The organism is Deltaproteobacteria bacterium, assembly GCA_020848745.1.
In the GTDB taxonomy this organism is placed as follows: domain Bacteria; phylum Desulfobacterota; class Binatia; order UTPRO1; family UTPRO1; genus UTPRO1.
Genome location: JADLHM010000110.1, coordinates 122,764 through 141,955, shown reverse-complemented (window position 1 = coordinate 141,955; position 19,192 = coordinate 122,764). Strand labels below are relative to the sequence as shown.

General features: G+C 70.8%; 18 protein-coding genes and 1 tRNA gene. 10 read left to right on the top strand and 9 right to left on the bottom strand.

Going from position 1 to position 19,192, the window contains the following annotated elements:
• The first annotated feature begins 50 nt into the window (after window positions 1-50).
• The 3 genes from IT293_16835 to IT293_16825 are packed head-to-tail and all read left to right on the top strand — an operon-like array spanning window position 51 to window position 5,866.
• On the top strand, window positions 51-1,343 hold the full coding sequence (locus IT293_16835) for a TolC family protein (protein MCC6766327.1): 1,293 nt from the start codon (window positions 51-53) through the stop codon (window positions 1,341-1,343).
• A complete protein-coding gene (locus tag IT293_16830) occupies window positions 1,336-2,565 on the top strand; it encodes an efflux RND transporter periplasmic adaptor subunit (GenBank protein MCC6766326.1) in 1,230 nt (409 codons plus the stop codon). Before IT293_16835 ends, IT293_16830 begins: the two co-directional genes overlap by 8 nt.
• Window positions 2,566-2,578: 13 nt before the next feature.
• Window positions 2,579-5,866, top strand: a complete 3,288-nt coding sequence (locus IT293_16825) for an efflux RND transporter permease subunit (protein ID MCC6766325.1) — start codon at window positions 2,579-2,581, stop codon at window positions 5,864-5,866.
• A gap of 221 nt (window positions 5,867-6,087) precedes the next feature.
• On the opposite strand, the gene IT293_16820 is transcribed toward IT293_16825, so the two are convergent.
• A complete protein-coding gene (locus IT293_16820; protein ID MCC6766324.1) occupies window positions 6,088-6,342 on the bottom strand; it encodes a hypothetical protein in 255 nt (84 codons plus the stop codon).
• Window positions 6,343-6,559: 217 nt separating this feature from the next.
• On the bottom strand, window positions 6,560-7,186 hold the full coding sequence (locus IT293_16815) for a class I SAM-dependent methyltransferase (GenBank protein ID MCC6766323.1): 627 nt from the start codon (window positions 7,184-7,186) through the stop codon (window positions 6,560-6,562).
• Window positions 7,187-7,380: 194 nt separating this feature from the next.
• Between IT293_16815 and IT293_16810 the strand changes: the two genes are divergently transcribed.
• Window positions 7,381-7,599 carry a BrnT family toxin gene (locus IT293_16810; protein ID MCC6766322.1) on the top strand — a complete coding sequence of 73 codons (219 nt, stop codon included), beginning with the start codon at window positions 7,381-7,383 and terminating at the stop codon, window positions 7,597-7,599.
• Between the two features lie 38 nt (window positions 7,600-7,637).
• On the opposite strand, the gene IT293_16805 is transcribed toward IT293_16810, so the two are convergent.
• The gene (locus tag IT293_16805; protein ID MCC6766321.1) at window positions 7,638-7,853 is read right to left on the bottom strand and encodes a type II toxin-antitoxin system prevent-host-death family antitoxin; all 216 of its coding nucleotides are present in this window, start codon (window positions 7,851-7,853) and stop codon (window positions 7,638-7,640) included.
• Window positions 7,854-8,415: 562 nt separating this feature from the next.
• Between IT293_16805 and IT293_16800 the strand changes: the two genes are divergently transcribed.
• Window positions 8,416-8,856, top strand: coding sequence for a PIN domain nuclease (locus tag IT293_16800; protein MCC6766320.1), 441 nt, complete (start codon window positions 8,416-8,418; stop codon window positions 8,854-8,856).
• A gap of 30 nt (window positions 8,857-8,886) precedes the next feature.
• Here the strand turns inward: IT293_16800 and IT293_16795 are convergent.
• The 5 genes from IT293_16795 to IT293_16775 form a co-directional block, all read right to left on the bottom strand.
• Window positions 8,887-8,971: transfer RNA gene (locus tag IT293_16795), tRNA-Ser, on the bottom strand.
• An 89-nt stretch (window positions 8,972-9,060) separates the two neighbouring features.
• On the bottom strand, window positions 9,061-11,397 hold the full coding sequence (locus tag IT293_16790; protein MCC6766319.1) for a response regulator: 2,337 nt from the start codon (window positions 11,395-11,397) through the stop codon (window positions 9,061-9,063).
• A 9-nt stretch (window positions 11,398-11,406) separates the two neighbouring features.
• Window positions 11,407-12,177 carry a FliA/WhiG family RNA polymerase sigma factor gene (locus tag IT293_16785; GenBank protein MCC6766318.1) on the bottom strand — a complete coding sequence of 257 codons (771 nt, stop codon included), beginning with the start codon at window positions 12,175-12,177 and terminating at the stop codon, window positions 11,407-11,409.
• A 372-nt stretch (window positions 12,178-12,549) separates the two neighbouring features.
• Window positions 12,550-13,740: an acyl-CoA dehydrogenase family protein gene (locus IT293_16780; GenBank protein ID MCC6766317.1), complete on the bottom strand. Its 1,191-nt coding sequence runs from the start codon at window positions 13,738-13,740 to the stop codon at window positions 12,550-12,552.
• An 11-nt stretch (window positions 13,741-13,751) separates the two neighbouring features.
• Window positions 13,752-14,873, bottom strand: coding sequence for an acyl-CoA/acyl-ACP dehydrogenase (locus IT293_16775; GenBank protein MCC6766316.1), 1,122 nt, complete (start codon window positions 14,871-14,873; stop codon window positions 13,752-13,754).
• A gap of 123 nt (window positions 14,874-14,996) precedes the next feature.
• On the opposite strand from IT293_16775, the gene IT293_16770 reads away from it, so the two are divergent.
• The 5 genes from IT293_16770 (at window position 14,997) to IT293_16750 (ending at window position 17,964) form a co-directional block, all read left to right on the top strand.
• Window positions 14,997-15,860, top strand: a complete 864-nt coding sequence (locus tag IT293_16770; protein MCC6766315.1) for a MaoC family dehydratase N-terminal domain-containing protein — start codon at window positions 14,997-14,999, stop codon at window positions 15,858-15,860.
• Window positions 15,861-15,873: 13 nt separating this feature from the next.
• Window positions 15,874-16,584 (top strand): helix-turn-helix transcriptional regulator, encoded by a 711-nt coding sequence (locus tag IT293_16765; protein ID MCC6766314.1) that lies wholly within the window; start codon window positions 15,874-15,876, stop codon window positions 16,582-16,584.
• A 76-nt stretch (window positions 16,585-16,660) separates the two neighbouring features.
• Window positions 16,661-17,167, top strand: a complete 507-nt coding sequence (locus IT293_16760) for an NUDIX hydrolase (protein MCC6766313.1) — start codon at window positions 16,661-16,663, stop codon at window positions 17,165-17,167.
• A gap of 154 nt (window positions 17,168-17,321) precedes the next feature.
• Window positions 17,322-17,465 carry a hypothetical protein gene (locus IT293_16755; GenBank protein ID MCC6766312.1) on the top strand — a complete coding sequence of 48 codons (144 nt, stop codon included), beginning with the start codon at window positions 17,322-17,324 and terminating at the stop codon, window positions 17,463-17,465.
• Window positions 17,449-17,964: a PIN domain-containing protein gene (locus IT293_16750; protein MCC6766311.1), complete on the top strand. Its 516-nt coding sequence runs from the start codon at window positions 17,449-17,451 to the stop codon at window positions 17,962-17,964. The genes IT293_16755 and IT293_16750 overlap by 17 nt, the downstream gene beginning before the upstream one ends.
• On the opposite strand, the gene serS is transcribed toward IT293_16750, so the two are convergent.
• Window positions 17,883-19,160: a serine--tRNA ligase gene (serS, locus tag IT293_16745; protein MCC6766310.1), complete on the bottom strand. Its 1,278-nt coding sequence runs from the start codon at window positions 19,158-19,160 to the stop codon at window positions 17,883-17,885. The genes IT293_16750 and serS overlap by 82 nt on opposite strands.
• Window positions 19,161-19,192 lie beyond the last annotated feature (32 nt).

The following is a 19,192-nucleotide window of genomic DNA, read 5'->3' as shown; positions in this document are numbered from 1 at the left end:
AGACCAGGCGCCCATGTTACCGGATCGGAGGGCGCACGTACTCCGGGTGCATGCGGATACGGAACGGTAGGACCCGGGTCGTCCTGGCGGCGTGGATGTGCCTCGTCGTCGGCGGCGCGGCGGCCCGCGCCGCGGCGGCCGACCCTCCCCTCGCCCTCGACGCGATCCTGGCAGAAGCGCGGGCCCGCAATCCCGAGCTCGCGGCGGTCCGCGAGCGGGCGGCCGCCATGCGGCAGATGCCCCGGCAAGCCGCGGCCTGGGACGATCCGACGCTCAGCTGGGAGGCGTGGAACACCCCGAACTCCTTCCGCATCGACCGGGCCGACAACAACATCTTCAAGGTCTCGCAGAAGATCCCGTTCCCCGGCAAGCGCCGGCTCGCCGGCGAGGTCGCGGCCTACGACGCCGCGCGTGGGGCCTACGAGGCGGCGAGCGTCGAGCTCGCGCTCGTGGCCGCCGTGAAGACGGCCTACTACGCGCTCTGGGAGTCCCACGCGAAGCTCGCGCTCCTCGAGCGCGACCGCGACCTCGTCACCCGGCTCACCCGCGCCGTCGAGCGCAAGTACGGGACCGGCGAGGCGAGCCAGGCCGACGCCCTCCGCCTGCAAGTCGAGCTGACCCACATGGCGAACCAGATCGAGACCCAGCGCCTCGTGATCGACCGCGCCCGCGCCGACCTCGCCGCCCTCGTGAGCCGGCCGTCGAGCGAGGTCCGCGGCGCGCCCGTCACCCCGACGCCGCCGCGCCTCGGCCCGTCGCTCGAGGATCTCGTCGCCACCGCGCTCGCCAACCGTCCGGACGTCCGCGGTGAAGACGAGGCCATCGCGCGCGACACCACGGCCGTCGAGCTCGCACGCAGGAACAGGCTCCCCGACTTCGAGGTGTCGGTGAGCCGCTTCGTGAACGACGGCATGCCCGACGGCTTCGGTGCGACGGCCGCGGTCTCGCTGCCGATCTTCAACCGCGCGAAATACGACGCGGCGATCGGCGAGGCGAACGCGCGGCTCGCCGCGACCCGATCCGAGAAGCGGCGCGTCGAAGACGCCGTCCGCCGCGAGGTCGAGCGGGCCTTCCTCGCGACCCGGACCGCGCTCCTGCAGCACGATCTGTTCTCCGCGACGCACGTGCCGCACGCCGAGCAGGCGCTGCGCGTGACCGAAGGCGCCTACGAGACCGGCGACGGCAGCTTCGACGAGCTGATCGACACCCTGCGCGAGGTCCAGTCGGTGCATCTCGAGCACCTGGCGGCACAAGGCGAGTTCGAGAAGGCGTTCGCCGAGCTCGAGCAGGCGGTCGGAACCGCGCTGCCGCGCGCGGCGAAGCACGAGGGCCACCGTGAGTAAGCGCGTCCTCCCCATGGTGCTGGCGCTCCTCGTCGCCGTCGGCGGCGCCTACTGGCTCGGGACGACACGGGGCACGCCGCGCCTTTCCGACGCCGGCGCCGAAGCGAAAACGGTCTATCAGTGCTCGATGCACCCGCAGATCATCCAGGATCATCCCGGCGACTGCCCGATCTGCGGCATGGCGCTCCAGCCCGTCGACCTCTCGGAGCACGCGCACGCGCCGGCCCCCGACGCCTCCGCGGCTCCGCCCGCGGCGCCGGAGCGCGCGATCAAGTACTACCGCCATCCCATGCGCCCCGAGATCGTCTCCGACCATCCCGCGAAGGACGAGATGGGAATGGACTACCTCCCGGTCTACGAGGAGGGCGGCGCGGCCGCGGCCGACGCCGGCGTGCCCGGCCACGCGTCGTTCACGATCTCGCGCGAGCGCCAGCAGCTGATCGGCGTCACCCGCGGCCGCGTCGCAGTGCGTCCGCTCACGGTCGAGGTGCGCGCGGTCGGGCGCATCGCGTACGACCCGACGCTCTATCGCGCGATCGTCGAGTATCGCGAGGCGGTGCGCTCGCGGGCCTCGTTCGGCGCGAACGCGCGCGAGGAAGCGAAGACCGGCGGCAACGCGCTCGTCCGCGGCGCCTATCTGCGCCTCCTGCAGCAGGGTCTCTCGGAAGCGCAGATCCACGCCCTCACGCGCGCCGACCGCGACCCGATCGAGCTCCTCCTCCCGAGCGACAGCGTCTGGGTCTACGCGCAGGTCTACGAGTACGAGGTGCCGCTCGTGCAGCCGGGTCAGGAGATGACGGTGACGGTGCCGTCGCAGCCCGGACGCGAGTTCCACGCCAAGGTCGCCGCGGTCGACGCGATCCTCGACCCGGCGACGCGCACGGTGCGCGTGCGCGGCCTCGTGCCGACGCCCGCCAAGGAGCTCCGCCCCGAGAGCTTCGTGCAGGTACGGATCGCCGTCCCGCTCGGCGACAAGCTCGCCGTCCCGACCGAGGCCGTGCTCGACACCGGCGATCACCAGATCGTCTTCGTGGTGCGCGGCGAAGGGCGGTTCGAGCCCCGCTCGGTGAAGCTCGGACGCTCGGCCCAGGGCTACTACGAGGTGCTCGCCGGCCTCGCCGACGGCGACGAGGTCGTGACCTCGGCGAACTTCCTGATCGACTCCGAGTCGCGCTTCCGCGCGGCGCTGGCGGCGTTCAAGCCGGCGGCCCCCGCGCACTGAGCCTGGCCCGCGCATGATCGAGCGCGTCATCGAGTTCAGCGCCCGCAACCGGGTGCTCGTCCTGCTCCTGACGGGCGTCGCGGTGTTCGTCGCCGTCTGGACGACGCGGCACATCCCGCTCGACGCGATCCCCGATCTCTCCGACACGCAGGTGATCGTCTACTCGCGCTGGGACCGGAGCCCGGACATCCTCGAGGACCAGGTCACCTACCCGATCGCGACCGCGCTCCTCGGCGCGCCGAAGATCAAGGCCGTCCGCGGCTTCTCCGACTTCGGCTACTCGTACGTCTACGTCATCTTCGAGGACGGCACCGACCTCTACTGGGCGCGCTCGCGCGTGCTCGAGTACCTGAGCAAGATCCTGCCGCGCCTGCCCGAGGGCGTGCGCACCGAGATGGGCCCGGACGCCACGAGCGTCGGCTGGATCTACCAGTACGCGCTCGTCGACCGCAGCGGGAAGCACTCGCTCGCCGAGCTCAGGAGCCTGCAGGATTGGTACCTCCGCTATCACTTGCAGGCGGTGCCAGGCGTCGCCGAAGTCGCGGCGGTCGGCGGCTTCGTGAAGCAGTACCAGGTGAACGCCGACCCGAACCTGCTGCTCGCCTACGGCATCCCGCTCACCAAGCTCGTCGACGCCGTCCGCAAGGGCAACAACGAGGTCGGCGGACGCCTCCTCGAGTTCGCCGGCACCGAGTACATGGTGCGCGGCCGCGGCTACGTGCGATCGGTGCGGGACATCGAGGACATCGTCGTGTCGATCGACGAGAAGACCGGCACGCCCGTCCTCGTGCGCCAGGTCGCGAAGGTGACACTCGGCCCCGACATCCGGCGCGGCGTCGCCGACCTCGACGGGCTCGGCGACACCGTCGGCGGCGTCATCGTGATGCGCCAGGGCGAGAACGCCCTCAACGTGATCCGGCGCGTGCAGGCGCGCCTCCAGGAGCTCGCCCCGAGCCTCCCGGACGGCGTCGAGATCGTCACGACCTACGACCGCTCCGCCCTGATCGAGCGCGCGATCGACACCCTGCTCCACTCGCTCGGCGAGGAGGTGCTGATCGTCAGCGCGGTGATCCTCGTCTTCCTCTGGCACATCCCGTCGGCGGTGATCCCGATCGTGACGATCCCCGTGTCGGTGCTGCTGGCGTTCATCCCGATGTACGCGATGGGTCTCACCTCCAACATCATGTCGCTCGCCGGCATCGCGATCTCGATCGGCGTGCTGGTCGACGGCGCGATCGTCGAGGTGGAGAACGCCTACAAGCGGCTGGAGGAGTGGGTCGCCGGCGGGCGGCGCGGCGACTACCACGCCATCCGCCTGCGGGCCCTCAAGGAGGTCGGCCCGTCGGTCTTCTTCTCGCTGCTCGTGATCGCCGTCGCGTTCCTACCGATCTTCACCCTCGTCGACCAGGAGGGCCGGCTCTTCAAGCCGCTCGCGTACTCGAAGAATCTGGCGATGGCGATCGCGGCGATCCTCGCCGTCACGCTCGATCCCGCCATGCGCATGCTCTTCACGCGCATGGAGCCGTGGGAGTTCCGCCCGCGCTTCCTCGCGCGGCTGGTGAACGCGGTGGCCGTCGGCCGTTACTACCCCGAGGAGCGCCACCCGATCAGCCGCGTCCTCTTCGCCGTCTACGAGCCGGTCTGCCGCTGGGTGCTGCGCCACAAGCTCGTCACCGTCTTCGGCGCGGCGGCCCTGGTCGCGTCGACGATCCCGGTCTACCTGCGGCTCGGGTCGGAGTTCATGCCGCCCTTGAACGAAGGGGCCTTCCTCTACATGCCGACCGCCCTCCCCGGCATGTCCGTGACCGAGGCGCAGCGCATCCTGCAGATCCAGGACCGCATCCTGCGCGACACGCCCGAGGTCGCGCGCGTCTTCGGCAAGGCCGGCCGCGCCGACTCGCCGACCGATCCCGCGCCCTTCTCGATGGTCGAGACGACCGTCATGCTGAAGCCGGAGTCGGAATGGCGTCCGGTCGAGCGCTGGTACTCCGGCTGGCCCGCGCCGGTGCGCTGGGCGCTCGGCCGCCTCCTGCCCGAGCGCCTCACCTTCGAGGAGCTGCAGAGCGAGCTCGACGCCAAGCTCCGCATGCCCGGCATCCCGAACATCTGGACCCAGCCGATCAAGAACCGCATCGACATGCTGTCGACCGGCGTGCGCACGCCGATCGGGATCAAGATCCTCGGGCCCGACCTCAAGATCATCCAACAGCTCGGCGAGCGCCTCGAGGGCGTGCTGCGCGAGATCCCCGGCACGCGGAACGTGCTGGCCGAACGCACGGCCGGCGGCTACTACGTCGACTTCGACCTCCGCCGCGAGGATCTCGCGCGCTACGGCCTCACCGTCGAGGACGCGCAGACGATCGTGATGTCGGCGATCGGCGGCGAGAACGTCACGACCACCGTCGAGGGCCGCGAGCGCTATCCGGTGAACGTCCGCTACGGCCGCGAGTACCGCGACGACATCCGGAGCCTCGAGCGCGTGCTCGTGCCGACGCCCGCGGGCGCGCAGATCCCGATGGCGCAGATCGCGACCCTGCGCCGGGTCGAGGGACCGGCGATGATCCGCAACGAGAACGGCCAGCTCGCCGGCTACGTCTACGTCGACATGACCGGGCGCGACATCGGCGGCTACGTCGACGAGGCGAAGGCCAAGGTGCAGGCGGCGGTGCCGCTGCCGGCCGGCTACACTTTCGTCTGGAGCGGCCAGTACGAGAACATGCTGCGGGTCCGCGAGCGCTTGAAGATCGTGCTGCCGCTGACGCTCTTCCTGATCGCGCTCCTCCTCTACGCGAACACGAAATCGGGCGTGAAGACGGCGATCGTGCTGCTCGCCGTCCCCTTCTCGCTGGTCGGCGCGGTGTGGCTCCTCTGGGCGCTCGGCTACAACACGTCCATCGCGGTCTGGGTCGGCATGATCGCGCTCATGGGTCTCGACGCCGAGACCGGCGTGTTCATGTTGCTCTTCCTCGACCTCGCCTACGAGGAGCGCGTGCGCGCCGGCCGCATGCGCACGGAGGCGGACCTCGACGAGGCGATCATCCACGGCGCCGTCCGCCGCGTCCGCCCGAAGATGATGACCGTCGCCGCCGCCTTCATGGGCCTCCTGCCGATCATGTGGGCGACCGGCAGCGGCGCCGACGTCATGAAGCGCGTCGCGGCGCCCATGGTCGGCGGGCTCGCCACGTCGTTCCTGCTGGAGCTACTGGTCTACCCGGCGCTCTACGCGATCTGGAAATGGGACTTCGTGATGCGGCGCGGGAGGGTCGTGCCGCAACCGGCCGGGCCGTACGACGAGGCCTGAGCTCCGGCGCGCCGGCGCACGCTACGACAACGCCAGGTGCGCGAGCGGTGCGCGTCGACGAGGATATTGACGTCGGGCTTCACCACTGGTCAGCGACGGATCGAACGGCGATCGTCTTCCTCGCTCGCGGCGTGAAAATCGCGGGGCTCGCGATGCACCCTGGTCTTGGGGGTACCGAACGTCGTCATCTCGAATGGCGGCATCTCGGTCTCAGGCCGATCCTAACGGCGCTTCGCCGCCGGCTTCGTCTTCTTCGCCGTAGCCGACGGACCCTCCGACGCGTCCCAGCGGGCGAGCTCCATCTCGTGGGCCGGGGCCGCTTCGAACTGCCAGTGGCGGGACGCGAGCGAGAAGCCCTGCTCGATCGCCGCGAGGCGGAGACCCGCTTGTGCAAGGTTCTCTCCGCCGAGCCAGAGCGCGGCGAGGAGCGGCGTCGCCGCGCCGAGTCCGAAGGCCATCGCGAATCGTTTGGTCATGGCATCACCTCCTGGGCGACACCCTACATCTCGCACGACACATGGAACGGTCGTGCTCCACATTTCGTCAGCCGCTGACCGGGCGACACACCCCGTCGATGGCGTCCGCGCCCGCAAGTAGCCGAACGTCCATCGCTTCGGGCGCGCCCCTCGGTTCCGCGCGGCCCGGCGGCGCGATGCCGTTCGCCGACGGCGGCGGTGGCGGCACGCTTCGCGGTCACCCGCCGCGTCGCACGCCCGACGCCAGGAAGGGACGGCCGCCGTGGACGTAACGCGACCCCGGCAGCCACTGCAACGCGAACCCGTCCGCGGACGCCTCGAGCGGCTCCCACACGCGGCGGCGCATGTCGGCGCCGGCGACGAGCGACACGATGGTCGACTGCGGCACCCAGCGATCCTGGTGGACGTCGAAGATCACGTACCGGCCGCCCGGACGGAGCAGGTCGAAGGTCGCAGCGAAGACCGATTCCCACGCCGGGAAGACGGTCAGACCGAGGGAGACGACCACCGCGTCGAGCGCCGCGACGCCGAGCTCCGCGAGGAGCGCGGGGGAGATCGTCCGCGCATCCGCGGCGAGGAGCACCGCGCGCGGACGGGGCGCGCGCAGCACCCGGAGCGTCGCGCGACGAAGCATCCCCTCGGAGAGGTCGACGCCGACGATGACGCCCGCTGCGCCGACATACGCCGCGAGGTGCGGGAGATTCGGTCCGGTGCCGACCGGAAGGTCGAGCACCGCGCCGCCAGGCGAAAGGCAGGCAGCGGCGGCGATGCTTGCACGGTAGCGCGCGTACACGCGCTCGACGCTGCCTTCGTAGAACTCTGCGAACGTGTCGTACCAGCTCACCCAGGGCCCCCGGCGCAATCCGGTTCCGGTCACATTCCGAGCGCGCTTCGTCAAGCTTCGCCGCCGCCAGCGCCGGCCCCCGGGACCCCGCGCTCGGCGCACGCGTCGACGCGGTGTCCGCCTTGCATCCCCGCGCGGCAGCCGATGCGCGACCGCTTCCACAATCGTAGATCGGCGCGTGAGGTCCGACGCGCGTGATCGCGGAGCCGACGAGCGCCACCACCCCCTCACCAACGTCCGAGTACTGGATGTCCGCCATGGTCCGTCGGTGGAGTTTGAATGGGACGAGGAGAACGCACCAGCACAACCTCCGCAAGCATGGCGTCGCCTTCGAAACGGCAACGCGCGTCTTCGACGACCCGCGTCTCGTGCTCTCCGCGGATGTAGCTCACAGCCATTCCGAGCAGCGGTAGCGCTTGGTCAAGGCGGAGGAGTCGAGGACGAGACGCACCTACTTCGCCTGCCGACGCTCGGCGAGCACCGCCTGGGTCAGCGAGACGCCGTGAAGCTTGACCGGCCGTGCCTCCCGCCAGCGCCGGGGAACCACCGCTGCCGCGGGCGAGACGATCGCAACCGGCCTGCCATGACGGAAGATCTCGAGCGTGTCACCCTTCTCCACCGCATCGAGATACGCCGCCGCCTGATTGCGGAACTGCGTGAACGTCACCGACCGTCGCGCCATGTCAGGATACTGCACAGTATTCGTGCTCCGACCGCAACAACACGAAGCCAGCCACGCGCTACTCGTAGAGCAGCGTTACCGTGTAGCGCGCGGCGGCGCTCCACACGCCACCGGCCACGTCAGCCACAACCGGGACAACGACTCCCAGCGTAGTCACCGAACCACTACCGGCGAGTGGGCGCCAAGCGACGCCGAAGCCGGTCACAAGGAACGGGCGAGTCAGCGCGCAAACTGCCGGAGGGAGAGCCGGCGCGGTCGGTGCGGCGCTCCGTTGACAAGCTGTCATGTGACACATTAATGTGTCACATGTGAGAACGACGACCGTACGCGAATTGAAGCACGAGACCGGTAAGGTCTTGTCGTGGGTTGCGCGGGGCGAAACGGTGGAGGTACGGCGGCGCCGCGAGCTTGTCGCCCATCTCTCGCCCCCCAGCCGTCGAGTGACGATCGGACGTCCCGATTTTCTGGCGCGCTTGAAGGCGACCTATGGCTCGAAGGTGCTCCGAACTACCGGAACCAGCATCGTCTCGGAGTCGCGCGGAAAGTCGTGACGACTTACGCGGATACTGGCTTTCTCTGTTCGCTGTACGCTCCCGACGCCCATACCGCACGCGCAGTGGCCCGCATGAAGCGTCAGGTGCTGCCACTCGCTTTCACGTGGCTGCACCAGCTGGAATTTCGCAATGCGCTGAGACTCCGGGTGTTCCGCAGGGAGATCACCGCGAAGCAACGCGATGCATCGCTCAATATGATGCTCGCGGATCTCGCTGGCGGCGTGCTGGCGGCCGCTTCGCCAGGGCTTGCCGAGACCATGACGGAAGCCGAACGACTGAGCGCGTTGCATTCGGAGCGGCTCGGCACGCGTAGTCTCGATGTCCTGCACGTCACCGCAGCGGTCGTATTGGGTCTCGGCGAGTTCCTCTCTTTCGACCGGCGTCAAGCGAGTCTCGCGCGAGCGGCGGGACTGAGATCGCCCGCGTGGTCATGAAGAGACGCGCCGACCGCCGATATTTCCGAGCGGAGGGGGTGGGATTCGAACCCACGAGGGCTTGCGCCCTGCCGGTTTTCAAGACCGGTGCCTTCAACCGCTCGGCCACCCCTCCGTGCGCGGACTCCGTTGAGTACGACCCGGCGGCGGCGGTCTGCAAGGGGCGGCGGCTCCCCGCGGCCCGCGCGCCCGGTTCGCCGCGGCCTACGCGGCGCTGACGCGCGCCGTGCCCTCGCGGCACGCCCGGCACGTCGCGCTCGGCGCGAAGGGGACGGCCTGGCCGCGCTCGTCGCGCGGAGTGAGCCAATGCGCGAGGCGCGCCTTGAGCGCACTGTAGTCGCTGATCGGCTTGGCGATGAACTCCTGAAAGCCGGCGCGCACGGCCTTCGCCTCCGCGCCGGGGCTGGCATCGACGCTGAGCGCGAGCACCGGCAGCGTCGCCCCGCCGGGGAGGCGCCGGATGGCGCCCGCGGCCTGCCAGCCGTCGAGCTTCGGCATGTGGAGGTCGAGCAGCACGACGTGCGGGCGTTCGCTCTCGAACATCGCGACCGCCTGCTCGCCGTCGCACGCTTCGAGCACCACGACGTTCGGGAACTCCTTGTCGACGAAGCGGCGTACGAGGAGCCGGTTCAACGGCAGGTCGTCGGCGAAGAGCAGCCGGCGCGGCGTGTGGATCGGGCACTCGCTGCTCGCCGGCGCGGCGTCCTCGGCGCGCGGCGCGGCATCGGCTTCCGCCGCCGCCTCGCTCGCCCGACCCTCTTCCGGCGCGGCGAGCGGGAGCACGATGGTGAAGATCGAACCCTGACCGAGCAGGCTCTCCGCCTGCACGTCGCCGCCGAGCTGGGTGAGCAGGCTCTTCACGACGAAGAGCCCGAGGCCGGCGCCGCCGTAGGCGCGCGTCTCGGAACCATCCCCTTGCCGGAACATCTCGAAGACGTGCGGCAACGCCTCGCGGGCGATGCCGATGCCGGTGTCGCGAACGGTGATGCGGCAGCGGTCGCCGACGGCCTCGCACGCGACGGCGACCCCGCCCGCGGCCGTGAACTTGAGGCCGTTGCCGATCAGGTTCTTCAGCACGATCTTGAGCTTCCGCCGATCGGTCGGGACCTCGAGCGCGTCGGGCACGTCGAAGCGCAGGCTGAGCGCATCCTCGGCGGCGCGCGCGCCGAGCTCGCCCTCGAGCTCGCGGCAGAGCTCCGCGAGCGCGACCGGCCCGAACCGCGCCACGTCGCCGCCCGCCGCGAGGCGGTTCAGGCTCAGCGTGCCGTCGATCAGCTCGAACAGGTCCCGGCTCGCCTTCTGGAGCTGCGCGAGGAGCGGCGCCTGCTCCACGGGCGACGCGGCGTCGGCGAGCATCTCGGTGTATCCGATGATGATGTTGAGCGGGGTCCGCAGCTCGTGCGACATGGTCGACACGAACTCCGACTTGAGCTGGCTCGCGCGCTCGAGCTCCTCGACGACCCGCGCGTTCACGAGCGCCGTCGATCCGAGCTGCGCGATGCCGAACGCGACGCGCTCGTCCTGGGCGCCGACCTCGCCGGCGCGGTCGACGTGGCCGCTCATCTGGAGCCCGACGACGCGCTCACCGGTGCGGAGCGGCGCGAAGACGGCGGCCCGGGTGCCGCCACCGGCGAGCAGCGTTGCGACCTCGCGATGACGCTCGCAGGTCGGGACGACGCGCACGGTGTCGCGCCTGCCGAGCTCCTCGATCAGCGCCTCGGCGCCCGGGAGGACCAGGCGCCGGAACGACTCCCACCGGCCACCCGACAGGCCGTCGGCCGCGACCGGACGGAAGCCGTCCTCGTCGGTCCGTCGCATCCACGTCACGCTGTGATCACAGCGCAGCGCCTGGGCGCTCAGCTGGCAGAGCCGCTCGAGGAGCTCGTCGACCCGCGTACAGGCCATGAGCTCGCGCCCGACGTGCGAGAGCACCGTGGACATCTGCATCTCCTCGAACAGCGCCCGTTCGCCGTACTCGCGGCCGAGCGCGATCGCGAGGAGCCGGGCGACGCTGCGAAGCCACGCGATCTCGCCCGCGCGGAACCGCCGCGGCCGATCGGCGTACACGGCGAGCACGCCCCACGGGCGCCCGCGCGGAACGAGCGCGACGCTGACGCCGCCCGTGACGGCGTGGCCCTGGAGCAGCGGCACCGCGCGCAGGGCGGGCGCGGCGTCGAGCCGCTCGAAGACGTACGGCTCGACGTCGGTCCAGCGCGCCACCGTCTCCGGATGCGCCCCGGCGTCGATCCGCGTCCGTCCCACGACCCCGAGCCGCCAGCCGACGCCCGCCTCGACCCGCAGCGTCCGGCCGTCGGGCTCCCAGGCGAGCACCGCCGTGAACGGCACGTCGAGGATGCGCGCGACGAGGGCGCTCGCGTCGGCGAGCAACTCGTGACCGGCCGCGCCTTCGAGGGCGCGCTCGCCGAGCGCCGCGAGCGCGGCCTGACGCCGCGCCTCATCCGCGCCGTCGCGACGCCAGAACTCACGGAGGTGCGCTCGCCATGTGCCGAGTCGCCCGAGATGTTCCTTCGGGCCGCGCATGCGCCTTCGTCAGTCGGCGCTCAGGAGGTCGTCCGCGAGCAGGGCGCGCAAGCGGCCGAGGGCCTGCGAGTGGAGCTGCGACACGCGCGACTCGCTGAGGCCGAGCGCGTCGGCCACCTCCCGCATCGTGCGATCGCTCTTGTAGTAGAGCGTGACCGCGGCGTGCTCCTTCTCGGGCAGACGGCCGATGGCCGCGTTCACGAGCCGAGCGCGCTCGCGCCCGAGGATCGCGCGCAGCGGGTCGGCGGCGTGGTCCGGCATGTGACGATCGACCTCGTACACGCGGTCGTCCGTCGTCCGCAGGTCCTCGACCGAGACCGTGCCGAACTCGGTTTCTCTGGTCATGCTGCGGAGCTTCCCGAGGTCGATTCTGAGCGTCGCCGCGATCTCGGCCTCACCGGGCGCGCGGCCGAGTGTGGCTTCGAGCTTGGCGCGCGTCCGCTCGAGCAGCACGGCCTTGCGCCGCGCCGTCCGCGACAGCAGGTCGCGCTCGCGGAGGTTGTCCATGATGACGCCGCGGACGCGGAACCGCGCGTAGGTCCGGAACGAAGCGTGCTTGTCCGGGCGGAAACGCCGATAGGCGTCGAGCAGACCTTCCATGCCCCAGCTCATCAGCTCGTCGACCTCGACGTGCGGCGGCTTCCGGCACGCGACCTGATGCGCGACGTCGCGCACGAGCGGCAGATGGCGCCGCAGGACCGTGTCGGCGCTCGTCCCCGGGGCGAACGCGTGGTCGGACGCTTTGGCTCTCTGCGGCTCGACTCTCAGCGCGGCTTCCATGCATCGACCTTTCGCGTAGCGAGTGGGATGGCGACGCACTCGATCGCAAGATCCACGCCAGGCGCGCCGCGGGCACGACGGGCCCACCGCTTGCCGCCAAGCCCGACGACAAGGCGCACGGCGTGAGCGCGCCGCACTCCGCGCCCGCGCACGCATTCGACACGCCGAACCTCGTGGAGTCAGTGGGCTTTCAGGACGCCGGCCGCGGCGCAGGCGCGGCGCGGCGGGGGCGCCCGGGGGGCGCTGTCATGCGACATGCGCGCGGGTCCGCGCACGCGACGAGCACAGCGCGGGGGCGGACGCGGCGGTCACGCTCCGCCGGCGTACGGAGCATGAACGCCGCGGAGACGTCGATCGGCGAGAGATTGACGCTCAGACGTCGTGCGGCAGACCGAGGATCCGCTCCGCGATCACGTTCTTCTGGATGTTCGGTGTACCGCCGCCGATCACGAACGGCGGCCACGACAGCATGACCTTCTGCCACCGCCCCTTGTCGACCGCGTGCGGCGACTTCTTGGCGAGGATGCCGAACGACCCCTCGATGTCGCGGGCGAGCCGACCCGATTCGATCTCGATGCGGGCGCGGATGAGCTTGTTGATGGAGGTCTCGGCCCCGAGGGGCTCGCCGCGGAGCTGCTTGGTGACGAAACGCAGGCCGTTCAAGCGCATGGCCTCGACCTGGGTCTCCATGCGCGCGATGCGTTGCCGGATGGCGGGATCCTCGATCGCGGGTCGGCCGCGCCGCGTGCGGCGCGTGGCAAGGTCGCGGATGGCTTCCAGCCGGTGCTTCAACGCCCAGACGTCGGCGATCGAGCTCCGCTCGTTGGCGAGCGCGTCCTTCGTGACGTCCCAGCCCTGCCCTTCCGCGCCGAGCCGGTTCGCCACCGGCACCCGTACCTCCTCGAAGAAGACCTCGGCGAACATGGCGCCGCCGTTCATTTCCTTGATCGGCTTCACCGTGATGCCGGGCGTGCTCATGGGCACGAGGAGGCAGGTGATGCCGAGGTGCTTCGACGCGTGCGGGTCCGTGCGCACGAGGAGGATCATCCACTGCGCCCACATCGCGAGGCTCGTCCAGATCTTCTGCCCGTTCACGACGTAGTCGTCGCCGTCGCGGACGGCCTTGCACTGGAGGGCGGCGAGGTCGCTGCCCGCGCCCGGCTCGGAATAGCCGGTGCACCACTGGATCTCGCCGCGCAGGATCGGTCCGATGTGCCGGTCCCGCTGCTCCTGCGTGCCGTACTTGATGAGCGCTGGACCGACCCAGGCGAGCCCCATGTAGGAGAGGCCGAGCATCGGCGCCTTCACGCGCGCCATCTCCTCCTTGAGGATCATCTGCTCGCTGATCGTGCCCCCGCCGCCGCCGACCTCGCGCGGCCAGTTGAAGCCGACCCAGCGCTTGGCGTGCAGGTCCTGGTTCCACTGGTAGAGCGCCGGGAGGTCGCTCATGCCCTCCTCGACGTCCATCTGGTCCTGGCCGGAGCGCTTCGGCAGGTGATCGCGGATGAAGGCGCGCACCTCGGCGCGGAAGGCCTCTTCCTCGGGGCTGAAGGTGAAGTCCATGGCAGCTCCTCTCAGGCCTGCGCGAGCGACCGCATCACGCGCTCGTAGTGCTCGTCGGGAGCGCCGAGCCATACATGGCTCTGGCGCCCGCGCTTGTAGAAGAGGTGAGCGTGACACTCCCAGGTGTAGCCGATGGCGCCGTGGATCTGGACGCACTCCTCGCCGGCGGTATCGAGGGCCTCCGACGCGGCGGCCTTCGCCATGGAGGCGTAGGCGGGGGCTTCGCTCGGCGCATGATCGAGGGCCCAGGCGGCGTAGTAGACGAGCGACCGCGCCGACTCGACGTCGCAGAGTATCTCGGCGCAACGGTGCTTCACACCCTGGAAGCGCCCGATCGGCGAGCCGAACTGCTGGCGCACCTTCGCGTACTCGACCGCCATGCGGAGCGCGGCGTCGGCGGCGCCAACCATCTCGGCCGCGTGGGTGATGATCTGGCGGTCGAGGAGCCGCGCCAGGGTCGGCCACGCGCCGCCGATGCCCCCGAGGCGGGCGCTCGCCGGCACGACGGCGCCGGCGAGCCGGATCTCCGCCGCGGGCTTGGTCGCGTCGACAACCACGAGCGGGCTCGCGGTCACGCCGGGCGTGTCGGCAGGCACCGCGAAGAGGCTCGTGCCCCGGCCCTCGCGCGCCGCGACCAGCAGCAGGTCCGCGTGCTGCCCGTCGGACACGAACAGTTTCGCGCCGTCGAGCACGACGTCGCCGCCGCGAGCGGTCGCGGTCGCGGCAATGCCGTCGGCGGTCGGCACGTCGCTCGCCTCGGCGATCGCGACGGTCGCCACGACATCGCCGGCCGCGATGCCGGGAAGCCAGGCCGCCCGCGCCGCGTCGTCGCCGAGCGCCACGAGCGCCGCGACCGCGAGATCCGTCGACGCGAGCGGCAAGGGGCAGAGGCTCTTGCCCATCTCCTCGAGCAACACGATCAGATCGACGGCGCCGAGTCCGAGGCCGCCGTGCGCCTCGGGAACGGTGAGGCCGGCCCAGCCGAGCACGGCGGTCTTCTTCCAGAGCGCGCGATCGAGCGTGCTCGGATCGGCGCTCCAGGCGAGGATGCGATCGAGCGGCAGCTCCTGATCGAGCAGGCGACGAGCCTGCGCGCGCAGCGCGTCCTGCTCGGGGGTGAAACCGAAATCCATGCGGACGACCCTCCCTTCAAGCTCTGCCGGTCGAAGCACCGGCAGTGTCCCTAGGACGGGCCTTTACTTGTTGCAAGACCTTGCATATGCGCTGAGCCACACCCCGTCGCAAGGAGCGCACGCATGCCGATCGATCTCGACAAAGCCCTGGGCGCCGCGCTGCCGGCCGTCGACTTCAGCTGGAACGAGGATGCGCTGATGCTCTACGCGCTCGGCGCGGGCGTCGGCATCGGGCAGGACCAGACCAGCCCCCAGGTGCTGCAGTACACGTTCGAGAACGGGCTCCGCGCGCTCCCGACCTTCGGCGTGATCCCGAGCTTCCCGATGCTCATGGGGCTCATGGACGTCCCGGCCCTCTCCTTCAATCCGATGATGCTGCTCCACGGCGAGCAGTACCTCGAGGTACTGGAGACGCCGATTCCGACCGCCGCCACCGCCACGACGACCGGCAAGATCACCGGCATCTACGACAAGGGCAAGGGCGCCCTCGTCGTGATCGAGGCGATCACGACGCGCGACGGCGGGAAGCCCATCTTCAAGAACGAGTTCGGCATCTTCCTCCGCGGCGAGGGCGGCTTCGGCGGCGCGCCCGGTCCGGCGGCGACCAACGAGGCGCCGAAGCGCGCGCCCGACACGATCGTCGAAACGCCGACGCTCACCCACCAGGCGCTCCTCTATCGCCTCTCCGGCGACAAGAACCCGCTCCACGCCGACCCGGGCTTCGCCCGGATGGGCGGCTTCGACAAGCCGATCCTCCACGGGCTCTGCACCTTCGCGAACGTCGGCCGAGCCGTGCTCCAGGCGTACGCCGGCGACGATCCGACGCGCTTCCGCTCGATCCGGGTGCGCTTCGCGCGACCGGTGATGCCGGGCGAGACGATCGTCACGGAGATGTGGCAGGAGTCGCCGACCGACGTCGTCGTGCAGGCGAAGGCGAAAGAGCGCGATCAGGTCGTCATCACCAACGCGCGGGTCACGCTCGGCTAGAGTCCCTGCCGCCGTGCCCCGCCGTGCAAGCCCTTGCGCGCGTTCGCCGGACGCGCCGTCCCCGCCGCGCCGCCGCGCGCCCGCCGGCGAGGGCAAGGCACGGCGACGCGCCGGCTCGTCGCGCGACCGCGACGCGACGGTCGCGGCGATCGTCGCCGCCGCGACCGAGCTCATGGCGAAGAAGGGACCCGACGGCTTCGGCCTCGCCGAGCTCGGCGACCGGGCCGGCGTCTCCTTCGGCCTGATCCACCGCTACTTCGGGGGCAAGGCCGGCCTCCTCAAAGAAACCTTGCGGCAACCCTTCGCGCGCCAGCTGGCGCGCGTGCTCGACCTCTACACGGGGGTGGAGGCGACGCGCAGTCCGGGGCCGCTCGTGTCGCTCCTCTTCTCGGCCCAGGCGCGCGCGCCCCACTACGTGCGGCTCATCGCCTGGGGCATCCTCACCGAGCTCCTCACCGAGGACGTGTTCGCGACCCACCGCGAGTCGATGACCCACCTCCTCGACGGCTACCGGCGCGACCTCGCCGCCGCGCGCGCCGCCGACGTCGACGCCCGCGCCGTCGCCGCCCTCATGCTCACCGCGACTCTCGGCTTCCAGCTCTTCCGCCCCATGCTGGAGTCGCTCCTCGAGACCGGCGCCGATTTCGAGCCGATCTACCGCCGTCATCTCGAAATGGCGCTCGAATCCTTCCGCCAGTCGCGTCGCCGCGCCCGGGAACGCTGAGAAAAGGGGCGCGGCGGCGAGCACTTTCGCGCTCGTTCGGGTTGGACCGACGAACGGCCTGTGGTTCAATGCCGTCATGCCGCAGCCGCCGCGCGGACGTCCCCGCCGCCCTCGTCCGAAGATCCGCTCGGAGATCTCGGCCGGCGGCGTCATCTATCGGCGCACCCCGGAAGGCGTCGCGTTCGGGCTGATCGCCACCAAGGGACGGACGCGCTGGCAGCTCCCGAAAGGCAAGCAGGAGCCCGGCGAGACGCTCGAGGCGACCGCCGCGCGCGAGGTCGCGGAGGAAACCGGGCTCGTGGGCCACGTACGCGCCCCGCTCGAGGCGATCGACATCTGGTTCAGCGTGAACGACGGCGGGCGTGCGGTCCGCCGCCACAAGCTCGTCCATTTCTACCTGCTCGAATACCGCTCCGGCTCGACCACCGACCACGACGACGAGGTCGACGACGCCTCGTGGTTTCCGGCCGACGAGGCGCTCACGCTGCTCACCTTCCCGAGCGAGCGACGCGTCGCCGCCCGCGCCCTCGAGATCCTCGCCGACCGCGACGACGACACCGACGACCAGCCGGCGCGCGCGTAGCGTCGGTGACGGCGGGGCCTACGAATACCGATTGTCAGCCGCACGCGACAGGCGTATGACAAAATACCCCAGAACGTCATACAGCTGCGAGATTCGCATGTCCGACCGCCGTCCGATCACCGTCCGCGTCGCGGAAGCCCGCCTTCGGAGATTGATGCGCGCGCGCAAGGTCGCCACGCAGTCGGAGCTTATCAACACGCTGCTCGCCGAAGAGGAGGAGCGGTTGCGGTCGCACGTCGTCCTTCGCGAGACCGCGGGGTCCGCCCGATCCGGCGACTTCGATGATCGCCTTCTTTGACACGAACGTGCACGTGGACGTCCTGCGCGGGACACGCGCGCTCGCCGACGTCCTGGACGCGCTCGGCGCTCCGCTGGTCCGACTCTGTCCGATCGTCGCGAGTGAGCTCCTGCGCGGTATCACGGGGCGAGGCGGAAGAGCCGTCGAGCGTCTGGTGCGAAGCCTGGTGGCGATCGAGCCGCCATCGTGGCGACGCTGCTGGCTGGAGGCCGGCCGGCTCCTCCCCCGAATCTTCGCCCATCACGAGAAGATCGGGATCGCGCGCCTGCAGAACGACGTCCTCTTGGCGCTGACGGCGCGCCACACGGGCGCCGTACTCGTAACGGGCGATGCGCACTTCGTCACCCTGCGCCGCCACGTCTCGTTCCCGCTCAAGGTGCTGCGCCAGGAGTCTCCGCGGCACGCCGCGGCGGCCTCTCATCGCGGCCGCAGCACCTCGATGCCGCCCATGTACGGCCGGAGCGGCTCCGGGATCACGACCGTCCCGTCGGACCGCTGATACGTCTCGAGGACCCCGATCATGACGCGCGGGAGCGCCAGCCCCGACCCGTTCAGCGTGTGCACGAGCTCCGGCTTCGCCTGCGCCGCCGGGCGGTAGCGGATGCCGGCGCGGCGCGCCTGGAAATCGCGGAAGCTCGAGCACGAGCTCACCTCGAGCCACTCGGCGCAGCCCGGCGCCCAGAGCTCGACGTCGAACTTCATGGCGGCCGTGAAGCTGAGATCCCCCGTGCACATCTGGACGACCCGGTGTGCGATGCCGAGCCGGCGGCACACGTCCTCGGCGTCGTCGAGGAGCGACGCGAGCTCGGCGTCCGACGTCGCGGGCTCGACGAACTTCACCATCTCGACCTTGTCGAACTGGTGCCCGCGTTTGATACCGCGAACGTCGCGGCCGGCCGACATCTTCTCGCGGCGGAAGCAGGGCGTGTACGCGACGTGCTTCACCGGCAGCGTCCCGGGCTCGAAGATCTCGTCGCGATAGAGATTCGTGACCGGCACCTCGGCGGTCGGGACGAACCAGAGGTCGTCCTCGACGTCACGGTAGAGATTGTCGCCGAACTTGGGGAGATTGCCCGTGCCGACGAGACAATCCCGCCGCACCATCGCGGGGGGATAGACCTCCGTGTAGCCGTGGTGCCGAACGTGCACGTCGACCATCCAGCTGATGAGCGCGCGCTGCAGGCGGGCTCCGTCCCCCTTCAGCACGTAGAACCGCGAGCCGGAGATCTTGGCGCCGCGCTCGAAGTCGATGATGCCGAGCGCCTCGCCGAGCTCCCAGTGCGGCCGCGGCGCGAAGTCGAAGCGTCGCGGCGCGCCGACCTCGCGCACCACGACGTTCGCGGAGTCGTCGGGACCCACCGGGACGTCGGGGTGCGGCAGGTTCGGCGTCTCGAGCATGCGGGCCGTGAACCGCTCCTCCGCCTCGACGGCGACGGCCTCGGCGGCGGCGATCTCGGCGCCGAGCCCGCGCGTCGCGGCGATCGCCTGCTCGCGCTCGGCGGGATCCTTGAGCGCGCCGATCGTCTTCGACGCCTGTCCGCGCTCCGCCTTCAGGGTCTCGAGCCTGGTGATGGCGGCGCGCCGCTCGACGTCGAGGGCGAGGAGCGCGTCGACCTCGACCGCGCTCACGCCGACGGTCGCGAGGGCGCGCTTCACGGCGTCGGGCTGGTCGCGGATCAGGCGGATGTCGAGCACCGGCGGGTCGTAGCATCGGCCTCCGGGGCCCG

What these genes read in the sequence shown, in the direction of transcription:
- IT293_16835 (MCC6766327.1), top strand. Translation starts at nt 51, where the DNA reads ATGCGGATACGGAACGGTAGGACCCGGGTCGTCCTGGCGGCGTGGATG.
- IT293_16825 (MCC6766325.1), top strand. Translation starts at nt 2,579, where the DNA reads ATGATCGAGCGCGTCATCGAGTTCAGCGCCCGCAACCGGGTGCTCGTC.
- IT293_16820 (MCC6766324.1), bottom strand. Translation starts at nt 6,342, where the DNA reads ATGACCAAACGATTCGCGATGGCCTTCGGACTCGGCGCGGCGACGCCG.
- IT293_16790 (MCC6766319.1), bottom strand. Translation starts at nt 11,397, where the DNA reads ATGCGCGGCCCGAAGGAACATCTCGGGCGACTCGGCACATGGCGAGCG.
- IT293_16785 (MCC6766318.1), bottom strand. Translation starts at nt 12,177, where the DNA reads ATGGAAGCCGCGCTGAGAGTCGAGCCGCAGAGAGCCAAAGCGTCCGAC.
- IT293_16780 (MCC6766317.1), bottom strand. Translation starts at nt 13,740, where the DNA reads ATGGACTTCACCTTCAGCCCCGAGGAAGAGGCCTTCCGCGCCGAGGTG.
- IT293_16775 (MCC6766316.1), bottom strand. Translation starts at nt 14,873, where the DNA reads ATGGATTTCGGTTTCACCCCCGAGCAGGACGCGCTGCGCGCGCAGGCT.
- IT293_16770 (MCC6766315.1), top strand. Translation starts at nt 14,997, where the DNA reads ATGCCGATCGATCTCGACAAAGCCCTGGGCGCCGCGCTGCCGGCCGTC.
- IT293_16760 (MCC6766313.1), top strand. Translation starts at nt 16,661, where the DNA reads ATGCCGCAGCCGCCGCGCGGACGTCCCCGCCGCCCTCGTCCGAAGATC.
- IT293_16755 (MCC6766312.1), top strand. Translation starts at nt 17,322, where the DNA reads ATGCGCGCGCGCAAGGTCGCCACGCAGTCGGAGCTTATCAACACGCTG.
- IT293_16750 (MCC6766311.1), top strand. Translation starts at nt 17,449, where the DNA reads ATGATCGCCTTCTTTGACACGAACGTGCACGTGGACGTCCTGCGCGGG.